Raw genomic sequence first — 20635 nt, 5'->3', positions numbered from 1 at the left:
GAGCACGATGACCACGATCGAGTCCGGCGGCTGGACGCCGCCGCCGACGTCGGTGGACTCCGCGATCGGCTACACCACGCCGCAGCGCACGCCGAAGAACGAGCTGGACAAGGACGCGTTCCTGCAGCTCCTCGTCGCGCAGATGCGCTACCAGGACCCGTCCTCGCCGATGGACACCAGCGCGTTCATGGCGCAGACCACGCAGCTGACCAGCGTGGAGAAGCTCACCGAGCTCGCCGGGACCACCCGGTCGGCGTTCGACATGCAGCAGCGGCTCGGCGCCGCGTCGCTGATCGGCAAGCAGGTCGCCTGGACGACGGAGGACGGCACCACCCGCTCGGGGACGGTCTCCGCCGTCACCGTCGTGGGCGGCACCCCCACCCTGCGCGTCGGTGACCAGGACGTCTCGCTCGGCTCGGTGACCGCCGTGGTCGCCGCGCAGTCCTCACCGGGCACCGGGTCCGGTGCACCGACCGCGCCGACCACTCCACCGGCCACCCCGGCCGGCGGCCCCGACCAGACCACCACCCCCGCCGGTGACACGCCGGCCACCCCGACCACCGGCGCCTGACGCGCACCCCCAGGAAGAGAGACCGACATGCTGCGTTCCCTGTTCTCCGGCATCAGCGGGCTGCGCTCGCACCAGACGATGATGGACGTCACCGGCAACAACATCGCCAACGTCAACACCACCGGCTTCAAGTCGTCCCAGACCCAGTTCCAGGACACGCTGAGCCAGATGCTCCAGGCCGCGGGCGCGCCGCAGGGCGAGCGCGGCGGCACCAACCCCGCGCAGGTCGGCCTCGGCGTCCGCGTCGCGGGCATCACCACGAACTTCGGCCAGGGCGCCACCCAGCTCACCGGCCGCAGCACCGACCTGATGATCAGCGGTGACGGCTTCTTCATGGTCCGGTCGAACGGCGAGCAGATGTACACCCGGGCCGGTGCGATGAACTTCGACGCCTCCGGCCGGATGGTCACCACCGAGGGGGCCCCGCTGCAGGGCTGGATGGCCGACGCCACCGGGACGATCAACCGCAACGGCCCGATGCAGGACCTGATGCTGCCCGTCGGTGCGCTGATGCCGCCGTCCGCGACGACGTCCACGACGTTCGGCGGCAACCTGCCGTCCGACGGGACGGTCACCTCGATCAGCACGCCGATCGAGGTCTTCGACGCCCAGGGCAACGCCCGCACGCTCGGTGCGGTGTTCACCCGCACGTCCACCCCGCCCGCTGTGCCCACGACCTGGGACCTGACGCTGACCGACCCGGCCGGTGCCACCACCACGGTCGCGGTGGCGTTCGACGCGAGCGGCAACCTGACCAGCGCCCCGACGGCGGCGGTCGGTGGCATCGCCGTCGACCTGGCCGGCCTGACCGGGTACGCGGGCAACAACTCCGTGGCCGCGCTGAGCCAGGACGGCTACGAGACGGGCGCGCTGCAGGCGTTCACCCTCGGGCCGGACGGCGTGCTGACCGGCGTGTTCAGCAACAGCCTGAAGCAGCCCCTCGGCCAGCTGGCGATCGCCACCTTCGCCAACGCCACCGGCCTGGAGAAGGCCGGCAGCTCACTGTTCCGGACCACGGCCAACTCCGGCAACGCGCTGATCGGCGTCCCCGGTGAGGACGGCCGCGGCACGCTGACCGGCGGCGCGCTGGAGATGTCGAACGTCGACCTGGCGCAGGAGTTCACCAACCTGATCGTCGCCCAGCGCGGCTTCCAGGCGAACTCGCGGATCATCACCTCCTCCGACGAGATCCTCCAGGACCTGGTCAACCTCAAGCGCTGACGCCCGACCTCGGCTCAACGGCGCAGTTCCGGTCCCTCACAGGGACCGGAACTGCGCCGTCGTCGTTCTCGGCCCTCCGCGGTCCGGACCCAGCTCGCAGGCGGGCCCGCACGGCACGGGATCGCCCGACCACCCGCGCGCCCGCAGGGCTCGTGCGACCTGCGCCGCCGTCCGGCAGGGCGTGCCCGCGACGTGCGACCACCGGTACCGCAGGGTCAGGTCCCCGTCGGTCAGCGCCACCTCGTTGTCTCGCCAGCAGTCCGAGTCGGTGCGCCCACCGGGATGCGCCAACCGGCCGTCGAGCTCGATCCTCAGCCGCCAGCGCGCGTGCCGACGATCCGCGCGGATCCACCCCCCGGCCAGCCGCTGGCGGACCTGCAGCTGGGCGGCGGGCAGCCGGTGGCGTCGCTCCACGTCGCGGTGGTACCGGCGCTCCAACGCCGACTCCACACCGGCCGCGACGTCCTCGAGGACGTCCAGGAGCAGCCGCCGGTGCCTGACCCTGGCGCGGGTCTCGACGACCTCACGCAGGTCCGCGACGTGGCACCCCGCCCGCACGGCGGCGCACAGCAGCGCGACCACGTCGTCCACTCCCGCCGTCGCCTGCGACAGCAAGACGACGGCAGGAGCCCGCCGCAGGCGCCTGGGCACCGATGGCTGGACGTCCTCCGGCCGCAGGCCGCGGCGCACGCGCAGGCCGGGTTGCTGCCGGACCGTGCGCCGGGGCACGAGGACGTCGATCGGGGCGGGCGGTCGCGGGAGGACGCCCGCCAGGTAGGCGGACGCCGCCGGCCCCAGCACGGAGTCCGGCCCGGCGTACAGCAGCGCGGCGTGCGCCCGGGTGGTCCACGGCACCGGCCCGGTGAAGGTCACGTAGGTGCCCGGCCAGGCCCGCTGCCACTGGTTCGTCCGGACGCGTGACCGCAGCCACGACGCGGACGCGCCGCTGGCCAGCACCTGCTGCCGGCTGACCGCCCCGTGCTGGCGCCGGGCCAGGCGCCCGATCCGCTCGTCGTCCCTCGGCACGTGCCTGAGCGTCGTCCACGGTGCCCTGCCCATGGGGCACGGTGGTGCCGGCGCTGGGGACGACGTGCCCGTCCGGGGAGCCTGTGGAGGGCTCGACGCGCACAGCGACGCAGTTCCGGGTCCTCACAGGGACCGGAACTGCGTCGCTCGTGCCGCTCCGCAGCAGGGGGGGGGCACGCGGAGCCAGCGGGCGCCGGTCCGCCGGGGGACCGAAGTCCTCAGCCCCCGGGCGCTGCTGCCGATGGGTGGTCCGAAGGGCTCACGGACGGGTCCTCCTCGAAGCCCAAGGACGGACGTCGTGATCATCCTGACGCGCCTCAACGGCCCCCGGTTCGCGGTGAACCCGGACCTGCTCGAGCGGGTCGACACCACGCCGGACACCGTGCTGACCCTGCTCGACGGGACGAAGTACGTGGTGGCCGAGCCGATGGAGGAGGTCATCGACCGGATCCGCGACTTCCGGGCCAGCGTCATCGCCTCGGCCCGCGCGTGGGACGGCGACGCGAGCCCCGCCGACCGGGCCGCGGAGCGCGCCGCCGAGCGCGCCCACGACCGGGCCGAGCGCGCCCACGATCGGGCCGAGCGAGCCCACGACCGAGACGGCGCGGACCCGGGCCTGGCGCCCGCGGTCCCCCTGCGGCGCACCCGGAGGAGCTGACCGATGGATCCCGCGACCCTGCTCGGACTGGGCATCGCCTTCGCCTCGGTCCTCATCATGATGCTGCTCGAGGGCGGCAACCCGATGAGCATCATGCTGCCCCCGCCGCTGATCCTCGTCTTCGGCGGCACCATCGGCGTGGCCATCGCCGGTGGCCTGCTGCGTGACCTGAAGCTCGTCGTCGCCGGGGCGAAGAAGGCGCTGCTCGGCGGTTCCGTCGCACCCGAGGAGACGATCGCCGAGGTCGTCGGCCTGGCCGAGCGCGCCCGGCGCGAGGGCCTGCTGGCCCTGGAGGACGCCGTCTCCGGCGTCGAGGACCCCTTCCTCAAGGACGGGCTGCAGGCGGCCATCGACGGCACCGACCCCGAGGACCTGCGCGGCATCCTGCTCGACAAGATCGACGCCAAGCGCGCCCAGGACAAGGTCCCCGTGAAGACGTTCACCGACATGGGCGGGTACGCGCCGACCATCGGGATCATCGGCACCGTCATCAGCCTCGTGCACGTCCTGGAGAACCTCAGCGACCCCTCGTCGCTGGGGCACATGATCGCCGCGGCGTTCGTCGCCACCCTGTGGGGCGTGGCCTCGGCCAACCTCATCTGGCTGCCGCTGGCGGCCCGGCTCAAGCGGCTCAACGAGCTCGAGGTCGCCCAGATGACGCTGGTGGTCGAGGGCATCCTGTCCATCCAGGCGGGCGCCAACCCGCGCCTCGTCCAGCAGCGCCTGAGCAGCCTCGTCCCGCCGGCCTCCGCGGACAAGACCGCGGCATGAGCACCCAGCGACCCGCGCCGGGGGGTGGCCGGTGAGCGCTGACCGCCGTCGCCGCGGCGGCCACGAGGAGGAGCACGAGAACCACGAGCGCTGGCTCGTCAGCTACGCCGACATGATCACCGTGCTGATGGCGCTGTTCATCGTGCTGTACGCCATGAGCCAGGTCGACCAGGCGAAGTACGTCGAGCTGCGCAACAGCCTCGCGCAGGGGTTCGGCAACGACTCCAGCTCCCCCGTGCCCGGCGGGACCGGCCTGCTGGAGGACAGCGGCCGCCAGCCCACCCCCGTGCAGGAGCAGGTCGGCGCGGCCCCGCAGCCCATCGACCTGACCGGTGAGGGCCGCACGGACGCCGGCCGGCAGGAGGACACCGGGCTGACCCAGGAGCAGCTGCGGGCCCTCGCCGAGGCGGAGGTCGCCGACCTGGAGCGGGTCAAGGCCGAGCTGGAGGCCGCGCTGGCCGCCCAGGGACTGGGCGACCGGGTGCGGTTCCGCATCACCGAGCGGGGCCTGGTCGCGGCGGTCGTCGCCGACGACGTGTTCTTCGACTCGGCGAGCGCGGCGATCCGCCCGACCGGCCTGCGGGTCCTGGACACCATCGCCCCGGTGCTCAAGCAGCGGCCGGAGGAGATCGCGGTCGAGGGCCACGCCAACCACCTGCAGATCACCAGCAGCGCGGTCTACCCGACGAACTGGGAGCTGTCCGCGGCCCGGGCGGCGAGCGTCGTCCGGCGCCTCGTCGACGCCGGCGGGCTCGCCCAGACCCGCCTGTTCGCCACCGGGTTCAGCGACACCCGCCCGCTGTACCCCCCGCAGTCCCCCGAGGCGCTCGCCGGCAACCGGCGCGTCGACCTCGTGGTCGTCTCGCAGCAACCGGCCCAGGTCCGCGTCCTCCTGCCGGAGATCGCGGCCGCCCGGGCCACGGCACAGGGAGGGTGAGACGTGGCGACGTCCGTTCCGGCACCCCGAAGCACCCAGGAGAGAGTCATGTCGACAGCGACCAAGGCGCGGCCCGCCACCAAGGGCGCCGCGAAGGCCAAGGCCGCCGCCGCGGAGGAGACCGAGGAGACCACGGGGGGCGGCCGCAAGAAGCTGCTGCTCGTCGTGGTGGCCGCCGTCCTGGTGGCCGCCGCGGCGGCGTGGTTCCTCCTGCTGCGCCCCGCCTCCGGCGAGGAGCCGGAGCGGGTCCCCGGTGAGGTGCTCGTGATGGAGCCGATCAGCGTCAACCTGTCCAACGGGCAGTACCTGCGCTTCGGCCTGGCCCTCCAGGTGGTCGAGGAACCGGCGCACGCGCCGGACGGCAGCAAGGCCCTCGACCTGGCGATCGCGCACCTGTCCGGCCAGGACGCCGCGGCGCTCGCCGACCCCGAGCAGCGCGAGGCCGTGAAGTCCGAGCTGCGGGACAAGATCGACGAGGCGTACCACCACGAGGTGATGGACATCTACTTCACCGAGTTCGTCACCCAGTAGCCCCCAGCGCACCAGCACACGCCCGAGGAGGACGCCGGCACGGACGCCGGCGCACGCACAACCGGGTGGGACGCCGGCACGGACGCCGCGTCGTCCCGCCCCGCACACAGCCGTCGGCAGGACGTCGCCCCGGCCGCCGCGCGAGCCCCGCGGCGCCGTTACCGCACCCGTCCCGTTTTCCCGGCGTGTCACGGCTCAGGGTCACCCACCTGGCTGCCGATGAACGGCTTGTGACCGTCGACAACGCTCCGCACACGTCAGTGCGCTCCCGCCGTCGCGGCGCCGTCGTGGGGTACGACTTCAGCGCCCCCGCCGGCCTGTCCCGCGAGCACACCCGGCTGCTCGAGGTCGCGTTCGAGACCTTCGCCCGGCAGTGGACGACCCAGCTGGCCAGCCGCCTGCGCTGCAGCACCGAGGTCACGCTGACCTCGCTCGAGCAGCAGACCTACGACACGTACGCCGCCGACCTCGTCGCCCCCACCGTGCTCGTGACCTTCGCGACCGAGTCGTTCGGCACCGGCCTGCTCCAGATGTCCGTGCCGACCGCGCTGCAGCACCTCGACCACGCCCTCGGCGGCCGGGGCGCCGCCGAGCAGCCGACCCGCCAGCTGACCGACATCGAGGTGGCGGTCACGCAGGGGATGTGCGAGCGGGCCCTCGGGACCCTGGGGTACGCGTTCGCGTCCGTCGCGCCGGTCGAGCCGCGGGTCGACGGCTTCCACCAGGACCCGCAGCTGCTGCAGGCGGCGAAGGCCAACGACATGGTCGTGGTCGCGACCTTCGAGCTGCGGATGGAGGACGACGCCCAGCCGGCGACGCTGATGCTGCCGCTCGCGCCGATCCTGCAGCGGCTCACCGCCGGCGACGCCGAGGACACCCGCACCCCGGAGGAGATCGAGCGCGCCCGGGCCGCGGCCGCCGCCCTCCAGGCGTCCCTGCCGGAGGTCCCGGTGGACGTCGCCCTGCGGCTGGCCCCGACGACCGCCGCCCCGCACGAGGTGCTGGCGCTCGGCGTCGGCGACCTGCTGCGCCTGCCGCACCCAGCCACCAGCCCGCTCGAGGTCGTCGCCGAGGGCGTCGTCGTCGCACGGGCCGTCACCACCGCGCGGGGCAACCGCCGCGCCGGCCTGATCGTCAGCACCGAGGAGGACCACCGATGACCGCGCAGCCGGTCGAGACCACCGGTCTCAGCCCGCAGGAGGCCCGGGCCCTGTCCGTGGCCGCCGCCACCGCCGCCGCCCCGACCATCCCGTCGCCGCACCCGCTGGAGGTGGGCGCGGAGTCGTCCGCCGCCCCGGCCGCCGGCACCCCGGTCTTCGTCGCGACGTTCACCGGGACGGCCAGCGGTGAGGTGGTGCTCGTCCTGGACGACGCCGTCACCTCGGCGCTGACGGACGAGGCCCTCGGTGTGACGGTCGAGGACGCCGTGAAGCCGGCCCTCGAGGCCGCGGCCGCCACGCTCGGGCCCTGCGTCCTCGGTCCGGTCCGGTCCGCGGGCACCGAGGAGGTCGCCGGGACGTCGCTCGTCGCGCTCGTCGGCGGCGGCTCCGCCCTGGCCTGGGTGGGCGTGACGCAGCGGTCCGCGCAGGGCACGCCGTCCGTCCCGCGGCAGAAGGCCTCCGCCGGCGCCGCCGCGCCGTCGGCCGCCCCGGCGCCCGGGGCCGTGGCCGTCAACAGCCTCGGTCTGCAGCTGCTGAAGAACGTCGAGATGACCCTGTCGGTCGAGATCGGCCGGGCGCGGATGACCGTCCGCGACCTGCTGAACCTCGAGCCCGGCTCGGTCGTCGAGCTCGACCGCGCCGCCGGCGCCCCCGCCGACCTGCTGGTCAACGGCCGGCTGATCGCCCGCGGCGAGGTCGTCGTCGTCGACGAGGACTTCGGCCTGCGGATCACCGAGCTGGTGCAGCCGTCCGGGGAGGGCTCCGCCTGATGGAGACCCTCGGCCTGGTCCTGCGCGTGGGCCTGTCGCTGGCCTGCGTGCTGGGCCTGGTCTGGTTGTTCAGCAAGGGGGCCCTCAAGGGCGGCCTGGGCACCCGCCCGTCCGCCCGCGGGCGAGTCCAGCTGCTGGCCCGCCAGCAGCTCAGCCGCTCGGGCAGCGTGGCCGTCGTCCAGGTGGGCGGGCGGGCCCTGGTCCTCGGGGTCACCGAGCAGCAGGTGACCCTGCTGACGGAGACCGACCTGGACGCGGTGGTCGCCCCCGAGCCGAGCGAGGCGAGGGACGACGTCACGGCGAGCCTCGTGGCCGCCGTCCCGACGTCGACCGACGCAGCCGACACGCCCCCGGCGGCCCACGGGACGGTCACCGACCCGGCGGCGTCGTCCGACCCCGCCCCGTCCGCCGGCCCGTCCGCCGTCCCCGCCCCGCGCACGCCGTCGGCGCCGTCCTCGGCGCTCGCCGGCTCGGCGCTGTCCCCAGCGACCTGGGCCCAGGCGGTCGAGGTCCTGCGCGAGAAGACGACGCGACGATGACCCGCCGACCTCACCGGCCGACGCCCGCCGTCCGCCGGGCCACGAGCACGCTGCTCGCCGGCCTGCTGGTCGCCGCGGCGACGGTCCTGGGCGTGCTCGTCACGGCGTCCGGCGCCCACGCCGACCCGGTCGCATCGACCGAGGTGCTGCTCGCGGCCCCGGTGCCTCCCACCCCGCCGGAGGCGCCGACCGAGCCCACCGCTCCCGCGGGGCAGGACCCGACGGTCTCGGTGGACATCAACGGCATCGAGGGGACGCCGAGCACGTCCATCGTCGTCATCCTGGCCATCACGGCCCTGTCGGTCGCGCCTGCGCTGCTGCTGATGATGACGTCGTTCACGAAGATCTTCGTGGTGCTGGCCATCACCCGCAACGCCCTCGGCCTGACGTCGGCGCCGCCGAACCAGGTGATCGCCGGGCTGGCGCTCTTCCTGTCGCTGTTCGTCATGGGGCCCGTGCTCAGCGACGTCAACGACACCGGCGTCCAGCCCTACCTGCGCGGTGACCTGACCCAGTCGCAGGCGCTGGAGACCGGCAGCGTCCCGCTGAAGGAGTTCATGCTCGAGCAGACCCGCGCCGAGGACCTCGCGCTGGTCACCCGCGCCGCGGACCGGCCGAACCCCGAGACGCGGGCCGAGACGCCGATGCTCACCCTCATCCCGGCGTTCCTGCTCTCGGAGCTGCGGGCCGCGTTCATCATCGGGTTCGTCGTCTTCGTGCCGTTCCTCGTCATCGACATCGTCGTCGCCTCGGTGCTGATGGCGATGGGCATGATGATGCTCCCGCCGGTCACCGTGTCGCTGCCGTTCAAGCTGCTCCTGTTCGTGCTCGTCGACGGCTGGGGCCTGGTCATCACCGCCCTCATCGGAAGCTACGGGTAGCCGCGATGGACGACACCGGGGTCATCGAGATCGGGCTGGCCGCCCTCACCGTCGCGGCCAAGCTCTCCGCGCCGATGCTGCTGACGGCGCTCGTCGTGGGGTTCGCGATCTCCTTGTTCCAGTCCGTCACCCAGATCCAGGAGATCACCCTCAGCTTCGTGCCGAAGGCCGTGGCGGTGGGGATCGCCCTGCTGGTGTGCGGCAACTGGATGCTGCACGAGATCACCTCGTTCACCATCGCCCTGTACGACCGCATCCCCGACCTCGTCCGCGGCGGGTAGCGGTGCAGTACGAGCTGCCGATGGAGACGCTGGTCAGCCTGTTGCTGGCCACGGTCCGGACGGCGAGCTGGCTGCTGCTGGCGCCACCGTTCTCGCACCGCTCGATCCCCGCCCAGGTCAAGGCGCTGCTCGCGCTCGCGCTCGGGCTAGCGGTGCTGCCCGACGTCCCGCCCGAGCTGCTGCGCGGTGGCCTGGACGGCGTCGCGCTGACCGTGGCGACGGCGCAGGAGGTGCTCGTCGGCAGCGCGCTGGGGTTCCTGTGCCTGCTCGTGTTCGCCGCCGTGCAGTCGGCCGGTGACCTGCTCGACCTGTTCGGCGGGTTCCAGATGGGCGTCCTGTTCGACCCGCAGACCGGCGTCGGGTCCGCGGTCATGGGCCGCACCTACTACCTGACCGCGCTCGCGCTGATGTTCTCCACGGACGCGCACCTGCTGGTGCTGCGCGGTCTGCTGCGCACGTTCGACGTCCTGCCGCTGGGGCAGCTCCTCGACCTCGGGACGCTCGCGCAGGTCCTCACCGACGGCGTCGTCGGGATGGTGCTCGCTGCGCTGCAGATCGCCGGTCCGATCATCGGCGTGCTCTTCCTCGCCGACGTGGGGCTGGGCCTGCTGACCCGGATCGCGCCGGCGCTCAACGCCTTCGCCCTCGGGTTCCCGCTGAAGATCCTCATCACCCTGGTCGTCGTCGGCCTGGCGTTCCAGACCCTCCCGCAGGTGGTCGTGGCGCTGGCCGACCAGGTCGTCGAGCTGACGGTGGGGGTGGCCGGCGGATGAGCTCGGACGGCAACGGCGAGAAGACCGAGAAGCCCACCCCGCAGAAGATCAAGGAGGGGCGCAAGCAGGGGCAGGTGCCCCGCTCCAGCGACCTGGCCGCGTGGGCGGGGATCGGCGCGGCGGCCGCGGTGCTGCCGATGGTCATCCGCAGCGGCCGGGACCGGATGAGCGAGGTGATGGCGCAGGTCTCGGACGTCGCCTCCGCCCCCGAGCCCGCGCTGGCCCGCGCGGCCCTGTCGGGGGCGCTCGTGGACGCCGCGTGGATCCTGGCGCCGCTCGGCTTCGTGACCGTCGTGGTGGCGATCGGGGCGACCGTCGCGCAGGGCGGCATGTTCTTCGCGACGAAGAAGGCCAAGCCGGACCTCAAGCGCCTCGACCCGCTGAAGGGCCTGAAGAACAAGTTCACCGTGCAGACGCTGTGGGAGGGCGTGAAGGTCACGCTCAAGACGGCGGTGCTGGGCGTCGTCCTGTACCTGACGGTGCAGGGGCTGCTGCCGATGCTCGTCGGCTCCGGGGCGCTGCCGCTGTCGGCGACGACGCAGACGGTGCTCGGCGGTGCCGGCAGCCTCATCCGGGCCGCCGTCATCGCGGGCGTGGTGCTCGCCGCGTTCGACTACCTGGTGTCGCGCCGGCAGATCATGAAGCAGCTGCGGATGAGCCACAAGGAGATCAAGGACGAGCACAAGCAGTCCGAGGGCGACCCGATGCTCAAGGGTGCGATCCGCAGCAAGCAGATGGCGATGAGCCGCAACCGGATGATGGCCGAGGTGGCCCAGGCGGACGTCGTCCTGGTCAACCCGACGCACGTCGCCGTGGCCCTGCGGTACGAGCCGTCGAAGGGCGCGCCGCGGGTCGTGGCCAAGGGGGCGGGGCACGTGGCCGCGCGGATCCGCGAGAAGGCGGCGGAGCACCGCGTCCCGATGGTGGAGGACGTCCCGCTCGCCCGGGCCCTGCACTCGGTCTGCGAGCTCAACCAGGAGATCCCGGCCGACCTGTACAACGCCGTCGCGCAGGTGCTCGCCTTCGTGATGCGGCTGCGCAGCCGTGGCGGGTCGTCCGGCGTCCACAAGGTCCCGCAGGCCGCCGTCCGCACCGCCTGACCCTGGGCGCACTGATCGTCAGACGTTCCTGGGGGTGATCACCACCAGGAACGTCCGACGATCAGTCGGCGCCAGTGGCGAGACAGCGCGGCTCCGGCGCGTGCGGAGCACCGGAGCCGCGCTCGGGTCACCGGTCGGCTGGGTCGCGGACGTCGGCTCCTGCGCTGTCCTGCGGCGTCGATGACTCACGGAGTCGTCGGTTGTTCATCGTGGTGAGCGCGAGGCGCTCCCAGTAGCCCGACCCGCTGAGCAGCTTGTGGTCCGCCCACCGCACAGGACGTGTGCCGAGGAAGCCGGCCAGCATCGTCACCACGAGCGTGGCAGTGACATAGCCGTTCGGCGCCGCCGACCGGGACAGCCCGACCGCCGTGACCGCGACGAGTGCGGCGACGGCAGAAGCCGCCCACCGGTCCACCCGAGGCACGGTCGCCCATGTGAGGAGTATGCCCAGGCTCGTACCGAACGCGGCTGCCAGAACATGTTCCACGGTGTCCACCACGATTCCCTCGCCGATGGCCGCTCGTCCACTCGAGCGGGCTCAGAAGCAGTCTTGGTCCTTGTACCGGAAGACTAGCCCGGGGGGTGCAGCGGTGACGGAGATGCACTGCTTGGCAGCGTTCGCGATATTGGCCTGAGCGAAGATGTACCCACCGTAAGCACCGCAGATCGCCGCGAGAGGCGGTGCATAAAGGCCCAGGATCCCGCACATGGCTGCCACGCCCCCAGCGCTCGCCAGGGTCTGCGTCTCCGTGCGGTTGAACTTTGCGTGGTAAGCCAGCTTCCACCACTTCCATCGGGGATCGGCGACGAGCGGGTACCGAACGTCCTCGTCTGCATCGATGACTTGGACGATCGTGCCCTCATGGACTTCGTAGTGCGTGGCCACGTCACGCCCCCGTGCATCTCGGACCCAGGGCTCGTCGAAGACGACGACGTCACCCATGTCGTTGGCCAGGACAAGTTGGCCGTCGGGGGCGTCCATCGGTCGATATCCGCTCGTGAACGCGTAGGTGAAGGTGTGTGGGGCCGACGCGGTCCGGATCACCGTCTGCATGCGCGTGGATCCGTCCTCGAGCAGTTGCACCGCGGCGTCCGCTCGACCGTCGCGGGCCCGGTAGACGACTGTCGAATCGGCGGCGACCTTGCCGGGATGCAGCTCCACCTCCTTCGGTAGCGAGATCGAGAAGGGCGCGCCGCCGTCTGGGGTGGCGGCGGTCACTGCCTGCGTCGGGTCGACGGGTGCCGTCCGGACGACCTGGTCCGTCTCATCAGTTACCGCACTCGACCCATCAAAGGCCCCGACGACATCTCCTTGGTCGGGAGCCACTTGGCTGATGAAGCCTGCCGTCTGGTCAGGGAAGGTTTCCTTTGCTTCGGTTGGCGACATGCCCGTTCCCAGCAGGGCAAGGGTCAAAGCGGTGGAGGTTGCTGAAAGCAGCGCGGTCTTGATCATGCCGGCACCCAAGCATCCGCATGACGAAAGTCAAAATTCGGTTGACTGATGAACCACTCGCATCGGGACGGGGTTCTGAAGTCCGTGGTCTCGTCAGCGCCTGGCGTCCGAGACAGTGTCAGCGCGACCAAGGTGGGTCAATCTGACAGCGATGGGCAGCGCAACCAGGCTGCAGCCCGGGGGCGACCGGGCCGGAGGTCATCCCCCGGGAGTGTCAGCTGGCCGCCGTAGGAAACGGCGCAGTTCCGGTGCCTGACAGGGACCGGAACTGCGCCGTCGTCACGCGCCGGCTCGGTGGCCGGAGGCGGGGGCGGTCGGCGTCAGGAGGCGGGGACCTTCGCGGCCGCCTCGGACAGCTTCGGCAGCAGGACGTCCAGGCCGTAGGGGATGGACAGCACGCTGACCGACGAGAACGCGGCGATCTGCTGCTGGTCGTCGAACAGCGCGGCGGAGCCGTTCTGCAGGGCGGGCAGCTGGGCGTACGCCGGGATGGACGACGGGTCGGCGCCGGCGAGCATCTCGGTGAAGGCGATCAGCACCTGGGAGGAGGTGTCCGGGACGTTCTCCAGGGACACGTCGGCGTAGAACGAGCCGGGGTTGGCCTCGGCGAGGGCCTGGACGCCGTCCGCGTTCGTCATGCCGAGCTGCTCGACGAGCTGCACCCGCGGGTCGCCCGGCAGGTAGACGCTCATGGTGTCGGGCGCGAGGCTCGCGTACGTGAAGGTCAGGCCCTCGAGCTCGGGGTGCTCGGCGGCCTGCTCGGCGAGCAGGGTGTCGATGTCGTCGACGAGCTGCTGGGCCTCGTCGGCCTTGCCGAGCGCCTCGCCGACGATGGTCGTCTGGTCCTGCCAGGAGGTCTGCCACGGCTCGCCGGGGTAGGCGACGGTCGGGGCGATCGCGGCCAGCTGCTCGTACACCGCCTCGTCGAAGCCCTCGTACGGCGCGAGGATGACGTCCGGCTCGAGGGTGGCGATGGCCTCCATCGGCGGGCCGTCGGTGGTGTCGAGCAGCGTGGTGACCTCGGGGTCGTAGTGCTCGACGTCCCAGGCGAGCAGGCCGTCCTCGTTCGCGCCGTAGTCGAAGCGCGGGATGCCGACCGGGTCGACGCCCAGCGCCCACACGACGTCCTGGGCGTTCCAGCCGAGGGTGACGACGCGCTCGGGCTCGGACTCGATGGTCGTCTCACCGAACGCGTGCTCGATGGTGACGGGGAAGGCACCGTCGGAGGAGCCGGCGGTGTCGCCGCTCGTGCCGGAGTCCTCGGACGACGAGCAGGCGGCGAGCAGGGACGTCGCCGCCAGGGCGGCGAGGACGGCGCGGACGCGCATGGGGGACCTCTCGGTGGGTGGGGCGCAGCGAGGCGCGGGAACACAACGGAGGGAAGGCTAACCTAACTCCGTCGCGGGTCGTCACCCGGTCGGTCCACGGAGAGGCGCAGGTCACGCGGCGCGTGCCGCGGATCGTGCCCAACGTGACCCGATCGCCACTCACGGCTACAGGTGGTCCCCGGGTCGGCCGAGAAAGGAGAACAGCCAGGACGGCGAACCAGCGGGGCCACGGATCGGCCACGACGACCAGCAGAAGGACCTCCTTCCCGCATGCCTCCGGCCTCCTCCGCCTCGACCCGCCGCGGTCCGGGCCTCGCCGCGCTCGCCGTCCCCGTCGGCGTCGTCGCGATCGTCCTGCTCCTCGTCGTCCCCATCCCCGCCGCGCTGCTCGACCTGCTCATCGCCGCCAACATCGTCGGCGCCCTGGTCATCCTGCTGACCAGCATGTACGTCAAGCGACCGCTGGACTTCGCGATCTTCCCGTCGCTCCTGCTCGTCTTCACGCTGTTCCGCCTCGGCCTCAACGTCGCGTCCACCCGCCTCGTCCTCGGCGACGGGTACGCCGGCAAGGTCATCGACGCGTTCGGCCACTTCGTCGTCGGCGGCTCCCTCGTCATCGGCCTGGTGATCTTCCTGATCCTGGTCGTCATCCAGTTCGTCGTCATCACCAACGGCGCCGGCCGCGTCGCCGAGGTCGGCGCGCGGTTCACCCTCGACGCGATGCCCGGCAAGCAGATGGCCATCGACGCCGACCTGAACGCCGGGATCATCGACGAGAACGAGGCGCGCCGCCGGCGGGCGGACGTCGGCGCCGAGGCCGACTTCTACGGCGCGATGGATGGCGCCTCGAAGTTCGTCAAGGGCGACGCGATCGCCGGCATCGTCATCACCCTGATCAACCTCATCGGCGGCTTCGTCATCGGGATGATGCAGCGGGGGATGGCACCGGGCGAGGCCCTGCAGACGTACTCGCTGCTGACGATCGGCGACGGCCTCGTCACCCAGATCCCCGCCCTGCTGATGTCGGTGTCCACCGGCCTCATCGTCACCCGGGCCACCACCCAGGGCGACATGGGCTCGGACGCCACCAAGCAGCTCACCCAGCACCGCAACGCGCTGCTCATCGCCGGCGGCGCGGCCATCGCCATCGCGCTGCTGCCGGGGATGCCGAAGCTGCCGTTCATGCTCGTCGGCGCCGGGATCCTGCTCGTCGCGCAGCGGGTCAAGGACCGCCCCGACGAAAACGCCGCCGAGACCTCCGAGGCCGCCGCGCTCACCGGCCCGCCGCAGCCCGACACCCCCGAGACGCTCATGCAGCAGATGCGGGTCGACCCGCTCGCCATCGAGCTCGCCCCCGACCTCGTCGACCTCGTCGACGCCGCGTCCGGCGGGGACCTGCTCGACCGGGTGCGCGCCCTGCGCCGCAAGGTCGCCCTCGAGCTCGGCGTCGTCGTCCCGCCCGTGCGGACGCGCGACAGCATCGACCTGCCCGCGCACACCTACGCCATCCGGATCTCCGGCGTCGAGGTCACCCGCGGTCAGGCCCCGGCCGGTCGGGTGCTGGCCCTCGGCGACGGCCTCGACGCCCTCCCCGGGACGCCGACCACCGAGCCGGTGTTCGGGCTCGCCGGCCGCTGGGTCCCCGCCGAGCTGCGCCACCAGGCCGAGCTCGCCGGCGCCACCGTCGTGGACCGCGCGTCCGTGCTCGTCACGCACCTGGCCGAGGTCATCCGCGGCAACGCCGCCCGGCTGCTCAGCCGCGAGGACGTGCGCGCCCTCGTCGACGGCGTCAAGGCCGAGCACCCAGCCGTCGTCGACGAGCTCGTCCCCGGCGCCCTCAGCCTGGGCCAGGTGCAGCAGGTCCTCCAGCAGCTGCTCGCCGAGGGCGTGCCGATCCGCGACCTGCCGCACATCTTCGAGGGGCTGTCGCTCAAGGCCCGCAGCGGCACCGAGCTCGACGGGCTCGTCGAGGCCGCACGGACCGCGCTCGGCCCCGCCGTCGCCGCCCAGTACGCCCAGGACGGCGTGCTGCGCGTCATCACCCTCGACCCGCTGCTCGAGCAGTCCGTGGCGGACGCCGTCCGGCCCGGTGACACCGGCCCGGTGCTGGCGCTCGACCCGCGCCGCGCGGAGGGACTCGTCGACCAGCTCCAGCGGCTCGTCGCCCAGGCCGAGGACCGCGGGCTCACCGCGGTGCTGGCCGTGGCGCCGGGCCTGCGCTCACCGGTCCGGCAGCTCGTGGCGCTCGGCGTCCCGCGGCTGTCGGTCCTGTCGTACACCGAGGTCGGCGCGTCCGGCCTGCCGATCGAGACCGTGGGGACGGTGACGAACCTCGATGCGCTTGCTGCTTGAGGGTCCGGCGATCGAGCCGCTGCTGGCGCGCGTGCGCGTCGAGCACGGCCCGAACGCGCGCATCGTGAAGGCCGAGCGGGTGCGGTCCGGCGGGTTCGCCGGCTTCTTCGCCCGGGAGCGCTTCGAGATCACGGTCGAGGTGGACGACGCCCCCACGGCGGCCGCGTCCCTCACGCCGTCGGTGCCCGCCCCCGCGCCGCTGAGCGCACAGGCCACCGCGCCGAACACCGCGCCGAACACCGCGCCGACCACCGCGCAGGCGACCGCGGGCCCGGCCGGTATCGAGGCCCTCGTCGCGGCCGCCGAGGAGGAGGAGCGGCGCACGGCCGCACCGGCTCCTGCTCCGGCCACCGCCGCCCTCACCGCCCCTGCGGCCACCGCGCCGCCGGCTCCGGCCGCCACCGAGACGGTCCCGGCTGCCCCCGCCCCGCCGACCGCCGGCCCGGGCGGGACCTCGACCCCGCAGGCCGCTGGTGCGGTGGGCGCCACTCCCGCCCCGGACACCCAGCGTCCGCTGTCCACGGACTCGCCGGCCTTCGCCAAGGTGCTGCAGGCGCTCCAGCAGCGGGCCGAGGCGGGCACCCTCCCGCTGCCCGGTCCCGTCGAGCCCCCGTCCACGCCGGGACCTGCGCCGGAGCCCGCGCCCGCGACGGGGCCCGCGTCGGCGCCCGAGCCCGCGTCGGCGCCCGAGCCCGCGTCGGGGCCTGCGCCCGCGTCGGGGCCTGCGCCCGAGGCGGCACCGGCCGCGCGGACCGTTCGCGAGCCGGCCGTGCGCACCTTCCGGGAGCGGTTGCGCGACGTCGGCCTGCCGCCGGCGCTGCTGGACCAGCTCGACGACGAGTCCGGCCCGACCGAGCTCGTCGACGCGCTGCGCACCCTGCCGGCGGCTCCCCGGCTGATGGCCCGCGCCGGCCACCTCGTGGCCGTCGTCGGTGAGCGCCGGGACGCGCTGGGCACGGCCCGTCGCTACGCCGACCGGCTCCGGCTCGACCCGGCCGCCGTGCTGGTGGCGGGCCGGCCCGTCGACCTCACCGACCACGTCGCCGAACCGGCCGGCGACGGCTCCGTCATCTGCTCGGCGGACCAGGGGCGGCGCGCGTCCGCGGCGGTCCGGGTCGCCGACGTCCCCGCGGTCGTCGCGGTCGAGTGCGGCGTCGGTGCCGACGAGACCGAGTGGGCCGTGCAGCTGCTGCGCGCGATCAGCCCGGACCAGGTCGTCGCGTGCGTGGACGCCACCCGCAAGCCGGCGGACACCCGCGCCTGGCTGGACGGGTGGGCCGGACCGGGCGTCGGCGTCGACGCCCTGAGCGTCGTCCGCGCCGCGTCCACGGCCGACCCGGGCACGGTGCTGGACCTGGGCGTCCCCGTGGCGGAGGTCGACGGGCTGGAGGCGACGGCGACCACCTGGCTCGCCCTGCTGCTCGACCGCGTCCAGCCGTCCGGGCTGCCCCGCACCCGGGCGCCGCGCCCGACCGCCCCGCCGCAGGTCGCGCGCCGGTCCCTGACCCAGCCGACCGAGACCCAGCCCACCGCGACGAAGCGGACGACAACCAAGCGCACCACCGCGACGCACGGCACCGCGAAGCGCGTGGCCGCCGAGCGCACCGGCACGAGCGCCGCGACGACCCGGTCCCGGGCGGTCCGGACGCCGGAGCAGCCGCTGGTCGCGGCGACCGGCGGCGGCACCCGTGGGCGCCGTCCCGTCCCGCCGGTGGCCTCGTTCGCGCCGCCCCGTCCCCGCGCGCCCAAGCCTGGCCCGCACCTGTTCCCGCAGGCCTCCCCCCAGCCCCGGCCCCAGTCCCAGCCGCCGACCTCCGGAGGGAACTCGTGAACATCGGGATCGTGGCCGTCCTGGCGGCCGTCCTGTCCGCCCCGGCGCTCGCCGGGATGCTCGACGGCTCGGTCTCCCAGGACCAGGCCGGTCTGCGCGTCCTCCTCGCGCTGGTGGTGGCGATGGTCGTGGAGACGCTGGTGCGCGGCTTCCTGACCGCCGTCCGGCCCGCTGACGAGGACGCGGTCGACGGCACCGGCGGGGACGGCGCGGACGGCGCCGCGGTCACGGCGACCTCCGGTGCGCCGGCCGACACCCCCCGCCGCAGGCGCACCGACGGCTGACCGGCACGTATGCTCGCCCGGTGCTGGTTCTGACTCGACGGGCGGGCGAGAGCGTCGTCATCGGCGACGACGTCGTGGTGACCGTCGTCGAGGTGCGCGGGGACGTCGTCCGCCTCGGCATCGACGCACCGCGCGAGGTGAAGGTGCACCGCGAGGAGGTGTACCGCGCCGTCGCCGAGACGAACGCGGCCGCCGCGGCGGTGTCGGACGACGACGTCTCGCGCCTGACCCAGTCGCTGCGCCGTTCCGCGCCCCCGGGCTGAGTCCGCACCTACCCTGGACCGGTGCGATCCGCCGCACCGCTGGTGCTGCTGCTGGTCCTCGCGGGGTGCACCGACGGGACGCCCCGCGACGGGGCCGTCGCGCCGTCCGGCTCCACCACGTCCGCGGCCCCGCAGTCCACGACCCTGATGGCGTCACCCACCACCGGTGGGCAGGGGACAGGACAGGACGGCACCCCGGTGGGCCGCTGGGAGACGGACCTGACGTCGTTCACGCGCGCCGCCGACGAGGTCGTCTGCAGCGGCCCGGTGCACCTGGACCTCGACCCCGGCGGCGCGTTCGCCGCGAGCGCCGAGCCCCGGTGCACCCGCCGTGGCGTGGTGGTCTCGACGTCGACCCGGTGGTCGGGCACGTGGCGCGCCGACGGTCAGGTGCTGGCGGTCGACGGCTCCCCGGGTGAGGTCGAAGTGACGGTCGACGGGGTGCCGGCCCCCCTCGGACCGCTGCGCGACCTGACCCACGCGCTGACGACGTCGGTGGGGTACCGGGTCGACGGCGACCGGCTGCTGCTCGGACCGCTGGACGGCTCCGGGGCCGAGGTGGCCCTGCGCCGCGCGGGGTGAGCCGACGTCAGCGCAGCGTCCACCGCTGGTTCGCCGCACCGGTGCACGTGTGCACGCGCACCGGCGTGCCGTTCGCCGCCCCCCAGCCGGTCGCGTCCAGGCACAGCCCGGAGGACACGGAGCGGATCGTCCCGTCACCCTCGAGCTGCCAGCGCTGGTTCGGCCGACCGTGGCACGGCCAGGTGCCCACCTCGCTGCCCGGCTCCGTCCGCGCCCGCAGGACGTCGAGGCACAGCGTGCCGTGCAGGCGCAGCTCGCCGGTGTCCGTCCACGTGAACCGCTGGCTCGACCCGTCGTAGCAGTCCCACAGGTGCGTCAGCGCCCCGGGCTCGCGGGACGCGCCGACCACGTCGAGGCACCGGCCCGAGTGCCGGCCCACGACGGCGGAGGGACGACCCGGGGGCGGTGGGGCGCCGGTCGTGACCTCGACCGCGTACCGGTGCGTGTCCAGGCGCCCGGCGCCGGTGAACACCTCGGTGCCCGCCTGCACGCTGGTCAGGTACGCGGTGGCGGGGACGGAGCCGCGCCGGACCAGCTCCTCCAGCGCGTCGGCCAGGTCGAGGTCGACGGACCCGGTGCTGCTGGTGCGGACGAAGGAGTGGACCCGCCACCCGATGTCGCCCTCGTAGAGGTCCCAGGTGGCGCCGCCGAGGGAGACCGTGCCCACGCGGGTCCCGATGGGCGCGGCCCCGCCGGTGCGGTACGGCCACAGCATGACCTCGTGGGTCGGCTGGTCCTGCCAGGTGGGGGCGGCCACGTCGTGCAGCCACAGGTCGTAGGCGACGTTCATCGCCCCGGGGGTGGTGCTCGTGACGGTGTAGTCCCAGGTCGTGGCGACCCGCGGCCGCTCGTCCAGCCGCACCGGCAGCCCGCCGCCCGGCACCTTGGTGCCCCAGTGCCACCCGAGCACCGCGCTGGTGAAGGACTTCACGGCGTCCGGGCGGCCCTGCCACTCCCACCGGGTGCTCCAGGAGACCTGCGACCCGTCGACCGTGCCGGGCGTCAGGCACTGCGTGCCGGTGCCGGCGTCCGCGCCCCACAGGTTGTTGTTCAGCCAGTAGGGGCCGAAGGGGGTGACGTGACCGAACGGCTCGCAGGTCTCCGCCGGAGGGGCCGCCCGGGTCGTCCCCAGGGCGCTCGCGGGTGCGGCGACGGCGCCGGCCGCCACGAGCACCGCGGCGGCCAGCCAGGCCAGCAGCGCCCTGGCCGTCCCCGCGGCGGGGGTGCGACGGCCGGTCGCCGGACCGGTCGCCGGGCCGGTCGCTGGGCGGGCCGGGTGCGCGGGTGTGGTCATCGGCGTCCTCGCAGCCGGTGGGTCGAGGA

The 20635-nt window shown here is 73.7% G+C and carries 23 protein-coding genes; 18 read left to right on the top strand and 5 right to left on the bottom strand.

Annotated elements, in window-relative coordinates:
* Window positions 1–7: 7 nt before the first annotated feature.
* The gene (locus ACYVQV_RS15280) at window positions 8–571 is read left to right on the top strand and encodes a flagellar hook capping FlgD N-terminal domain-containing protein (RefSeq protein WP_461024170.1); all 564 of its coding nucleotides are present in this window, start codon (window positions 8–10) and stop codon (window positions 569–571) included.
* A 27-nt stretch (window positions 572–598) separates the two neighbouring features.
* Window positions 599–1792, top strand: coding sequence for a flagellar hook protein FlgE (locus ACYVQV_RS15275; protein ID WP_461024169.1), 1194 nt, complete (start codon window positions 599–601; stop codon window positions 1790–1792).
* Between the two features lie 36 nt (window positions 1793–1828).
* On the opposite strand, the gene ACYVQV_RS15270 is transcribed toward ACYVQV_RS15275, so the two are convergent.
* Complete coding sequence (locus tag ACYVQV_RS15270) at window positions 1829–2818, bottom strand: type IV toxin-antitoxin system AbiEi family antitoxin domain-containing protein (RefSeq protein WP_461024168.1); 990 nt, start codon at window positions 2816–2818, stop codon at window positions 1829–1831.
* A 298-nt stretch (window positions 2819–3116) separates the two neighbouring features.
* Between ACYVQV_RS15270 and ACYVQV_RS15265 the strand changes: the two genes are divergently transcribed.
* From ACYVQV_RS15265 to ACYVQV_RS15215, 11 genes are all read left to right on the top strand, one after another.
* Window positions 3117–3476, top strand: a complete 360-nt coding sequence (locus tag ACYVQV_RS15265; protein WP_461024167.1) for a flagellar FlbD family protein — start codon at window positions 3117–3119, stop codon at window positions 3474–3476.
* A 3-nt stretch (window positions 3477–3479) separates the two neighbouring features.
* Window positions 3480–4247, top strand: a complete 768-nt coding sequence (locus ACYVQV_RS15260) for a motility protein A (protein ID WP_461024166.1) — start codon at window positions 3480–3482, stop codon at window positions 4245–4247.
* 31 nt (window positions 4248–4278) lie between these two features.
* Window positions 4279–5184 carry a flagellar motor protein MotB gene (locus ACYVQV_RS15255; RefSeq protein ID WP_461024165.1) on the top strand — a complete coding sequence of 302 codons (906 nt, stop codon included), beginning with the start codon at window positions 4279–4281 and terminating at the stop codon, window positions 5182–5184.
* A gap of 48 nt (window positions 5185–5232) precedes the next feature.
* Complete coding sequence (locus tag ACYVQV_RS15250) at window positions 5233–5715, top strand: flagellar basal body-associated FliL family protein (protein ID WP_461024164.1); 483 nt, start codon at window positions 5233–5235, stop codon at window positions 5713–5715.
* Window positions 5716–5945: 230 nt separating this feature from the next.
* Window positions 5946–6875 carry a flagellar motor switch protein FliM gene (locus ACYVQV_RS15245; protein ID WP_461024163.1) on the top strand — a complete coding sequence of 310 codons (930 nt, stop codon included), beginning with the start codon at window positions 5946–5948 and terminating at the stop codon, window positions 6873–6875.
* Window positions 6872–7645, top strand: coding sequence for a flagellar motor switch protein FliN (fliN, locus tag ACYVQV_RS15240; protein WP_461024162.1), 774 nt, complete (start codon window positions 6872–6874; stop codon window positions 7643–7645). Before ACYVQV_RS15245 ends, fliN begins: the two co-directional genes overlap by 4 nt.
* Entirely contained in the window at window positions 7645–8184 is a 540-nt protein-coding gene (locus ACYVQV_RS15235; protein WP_461024161.1) for a FliO/MopB family protein, read from the top strand. The genes fliN and ACYVQV_RS15235 overlap by 1 nt, the downstream gene beginning before the upstream one ends.
* Complete coding sequence (gene fliP / locus ACYVQV_RS15230) at window positions 8181–9065, top strand: flagellar type III secretion system pore protein FliP (protein WP_461024160.1); 885 nt, start codon at window positions 8181–8183, stop codon at window positions 9063–9065. The genes ACYVQV_RS15235 and fliP overlap by 4 nt, the downstream gene beginning before the upstream one ends.
* A 5-nt stretch (window positions 9066–9070) precedes the next feature.
* A complete protein-coding gene (gene fliQ, locus ACYVQV_RS15225; protein ID WP_461024159.1) occupies window positions 9071–9346 on the top strand; it encodes a flagellar biosynthesis protein FliQ in 276 nt (91 codons plus the stop codon).
* 2 nt (window positions 9347–9348) lie between these two features.
* A complete protein-coding gene (locus tag ACYVQV_RS15220; RefSeq protein ID WP_461024158.1) occupies window positions 9349–10119 on the top strand; it encodes a flagellar biosynthetic protein FliR in 771 nt (256 codons plus the stop codon).
* On the top strand, window positions 10116–11219 hold the full coding sequence (locus tag ACYVQV_RS15215) for an EscU/YscU/HrcU family type III secretion system export apparatus switch protein (RefSeq protein WP_461024157.1): 1104 nt from the start codon (window positions 10116–10118) through the stop codon (window positions 11217–11219). Before ACYVQV_RS15220 ends, ACYVQV_RS15215 begins: the two co-directional genes overlap by 4 nt.
* Before the next feature lie 127 nt (window positions 11220–11346).
* On the opposite strand, the gene ACYVQV_RS15210 is transcribed toward ACYVQV_RS15215, so the two are convergent.
* From ACYVQV_RS15210 to ACYVQV_RS15200, 3 genes are all read right to left on the bottom strand, one after another.
* Window positions 11347–11718 carry a hypothetical protein gene (locus ACYVQV_RS15210; RefSeq protein WP_461024156.1) on the bottom strand — a complete coding sequence of 124 codons (372 nt, stop codon included), beginning with the start codon at window positions 11716–11718 and terminating at the stop codon, window positions 11347–11349.
* Between the two features lie 39 nt (window positions 11719–11757).
* Window positions 11758–12672, bottom strand: coding sequence for a hypothetical protein (locus tag ACYVQV_RS15205; RefSeq protein ID WP_461024155.1), 915 nt, complete (start codon window positions 12670–12672; stop codon window positions 11758–11760).
* 320 nt (window positions 12673–12992) lie between these two features.
* Window positions 12993–14000: an iron-siderophore ABC transporter substrate-binding protein gene (locus ACYVQV_RS15200; RefSeq protein ID WP_461024154.1), complete on the bottom strand. Its 1008-nt coding sequence runs from the start codon at window positions 13998–14000 to the stop codon at window positions 12993–12995.
* Between the two features lie 270 nt (window positions 14001–14270).
* Here ACYVQV_RS15200 and flhA point away from each other — a divergent pair, with 270 nt between their 5' ends.
* From flhA to ACYVQV_RS15175, 5 genes are read left to right on the top strand one after another with little or no spacing between them, the layout of a single operon-like run.
* Window positions 14271–16352, top strand: coding sequence for a flagellar biosynthesis protein FlhA (gene flhA / locus ACYVQV_RS15195; RefSeq protein WP_461024153.1), 2082 nt, complete (start codon window positions 14271–14273; stop codon window positions 16350–16352).
* Window positions 16336–18183 carry a hypothetical protein gene (locus tag ACYVQV_RS15190; RefSeq protein ID WP_461024152.1) on the top strand — a complete coding sequence of 616 codons (1848 nt, stop codon included), beginning with the start codon at window positions 16336–16338 and terminating at the stop codon, window positions 18181–18183. The genes flhA and ACYVQV_RS15190 overlap by 17 nt, the downstream gene beginning before the upstream one ends.
* The gene (locus ACYVQV_RS15185; protein WP_461024151.1) at window positions 18180–18467 is read left to right on the top strand and encodes a hypothetical protein; all 288 of its coding nucleotides are present in this window, start codon (window positions 18180–18182) and stop codon (window positions 18465–18467) included. Before ACYVQV_RS15190 ends, ACYVQV_RS15185 begins: the two co-directional genes overlap by 4 nt.
* A gap of 20 nt (window positions 18468–18487) precedes the next feature.
* Window positions 18488–18730, top strand: a complete 243-nt coding sequence (gene csrA, locus ACYVQV_RS15180) for a carbon storage regulator CsrA (protein WP_461024150.1) — start codon at window positions 18488–18490, stop codon at window positions 18728–18730.
* A gap of 21 nt (window positions 18731–18751) precedes the next feature.
* Complete coding sequence (locus tag ACYVQV_RS15175; protein ID WP_461024149.1) at window positions 18752–19312, top strand: hypothetical protein; 561 nt, start codon at window positions 18752–18754, stop codon at window positions 19310–19312.
* Window positions 19313–19319: 7 nt separating this feature from the next.
* On the opposite strand, the gene ACYVQV_RS15170 is transcribed toward ACYVQV_RS15175, so the two are convergent.
* Window positions 19320–20606: a lectin gene (locus ACYVQV_RS15170; RefSeq protein ID WP_461024148.1), complete on the bottom strand. Its 1287-nt coding sequence runs from the start codon at window positions 20604–20606 to the stop codon at window positions 19320–19322.
* Window positions 20607–20635: the final 29 nt, after the last annotated feature.

It is taken from the genome of Thalassiella azotivora, from assembly GCF_054781695.1.
Note: the sequence above shows the minus strand (reverse complement) of the source record. Positions and strands in the feature narration are given on the sequence as shown.

Bases quoted from the DNA above. Each gene is read 5' to 3' on its own strand.
- ACYVQV_RS15280 (WP_461024170.1), top strand. From the start codon at position 8: ATGACCACGATCGAGTCCGGCGGCTGGACGCCGCCGCCGACGTCGGTG.
- ACYVQV_RS15275 (WP_461024169.1), top strand. From the start codon at position 599: ATGCTGCGTTCCCTGTTCTCCGGCATCAGCGGGCTGCGCTCGCACCAG.
- ACYVQV_RS15260 (WP_461024166.1), top strand. From the start codon at position 3,480: ATGGATCCCGCGACCCTGCTCGGACTGGGCATCGCCTTCGCCTCGGTC.
- ACYVQV_RS15250 (WP_461024164.1), top strand. From the start codon at position 5,233: ATGTCGACAGCGACCAAGGCGCGGCCCGCCACCAAGGGCGCCGCGAAG.
- fliN (WP_461024162.1), top strand. From the start codon at position 6,872: ATGACCGCGCAGCCGGTCGAGACCACCGGTCTCAGCCCGCAGGAGGCC.
- ACYVQV_RS15235 (WP_461024161.1), top strand. From the start codon at position 7,645: ATGGAGACCCTCGGCCTGGTCCTGCGCGTGGGCCTGTCGCTGGCCTGC.
- fliP (WP_461024160.1), top strand. From the start codon at position 8,181: ATGACCCGCCGACCTCACCGGCCGACGCCCGCCGTCCGCCGGGCCACG.
- fliQ (WP_461024159.1), top strand. From the start codon at position 9,071: ATGGACGACACCGGGGTCATCGAGATCGGGCTGGCCGCCCTCACCGTC.
- ACYVQV_RS15215 (WP_461024157.1), top strand. From the start codon at position 10,116: ATGAGCTCGGACGGCAACGGCGAGAAGACCGAGAAGCCCACCCCGCAG.
- ACYVQV_RS15205 (WP_461024155.1), bottom strand. From the start codon at position 12,672: ATGATCAAGACCGCGCTGCTTTCAGCAACCTCCACCGCTTTGACCCTT.
- ACYVQV_RS15200 (WP_461024154.1), bottom strand. From the start codon at position 14,000: ATGCGCGTCCGCGCCGTCCTCGCCGCCCTGGCGGCGACGTCCCTGCTC.
- flhA (WP_461024153.1), top strand. From the start codon at position 14,271: ATGCCTCCGGCCTCCTCCGCCTCGACCCGCCGCGGTCCGGGCCTCGCC.
- ACYVQV_RS15190 (WP_461024152.1), top strand. From the start codon at position 16,336: ATGCGCTTGCTGCTTGAGGGTCCGGCGATCGAGCCGCTGCTGGCGCGC.
- ACYVQV_RS15170 (WP_461024148.1), bottom strand. From the start codon at position 20,606: ATGACCACACCCGCGCACCCGGCCCGCCCAGCGACCGGCCCGGCGACC.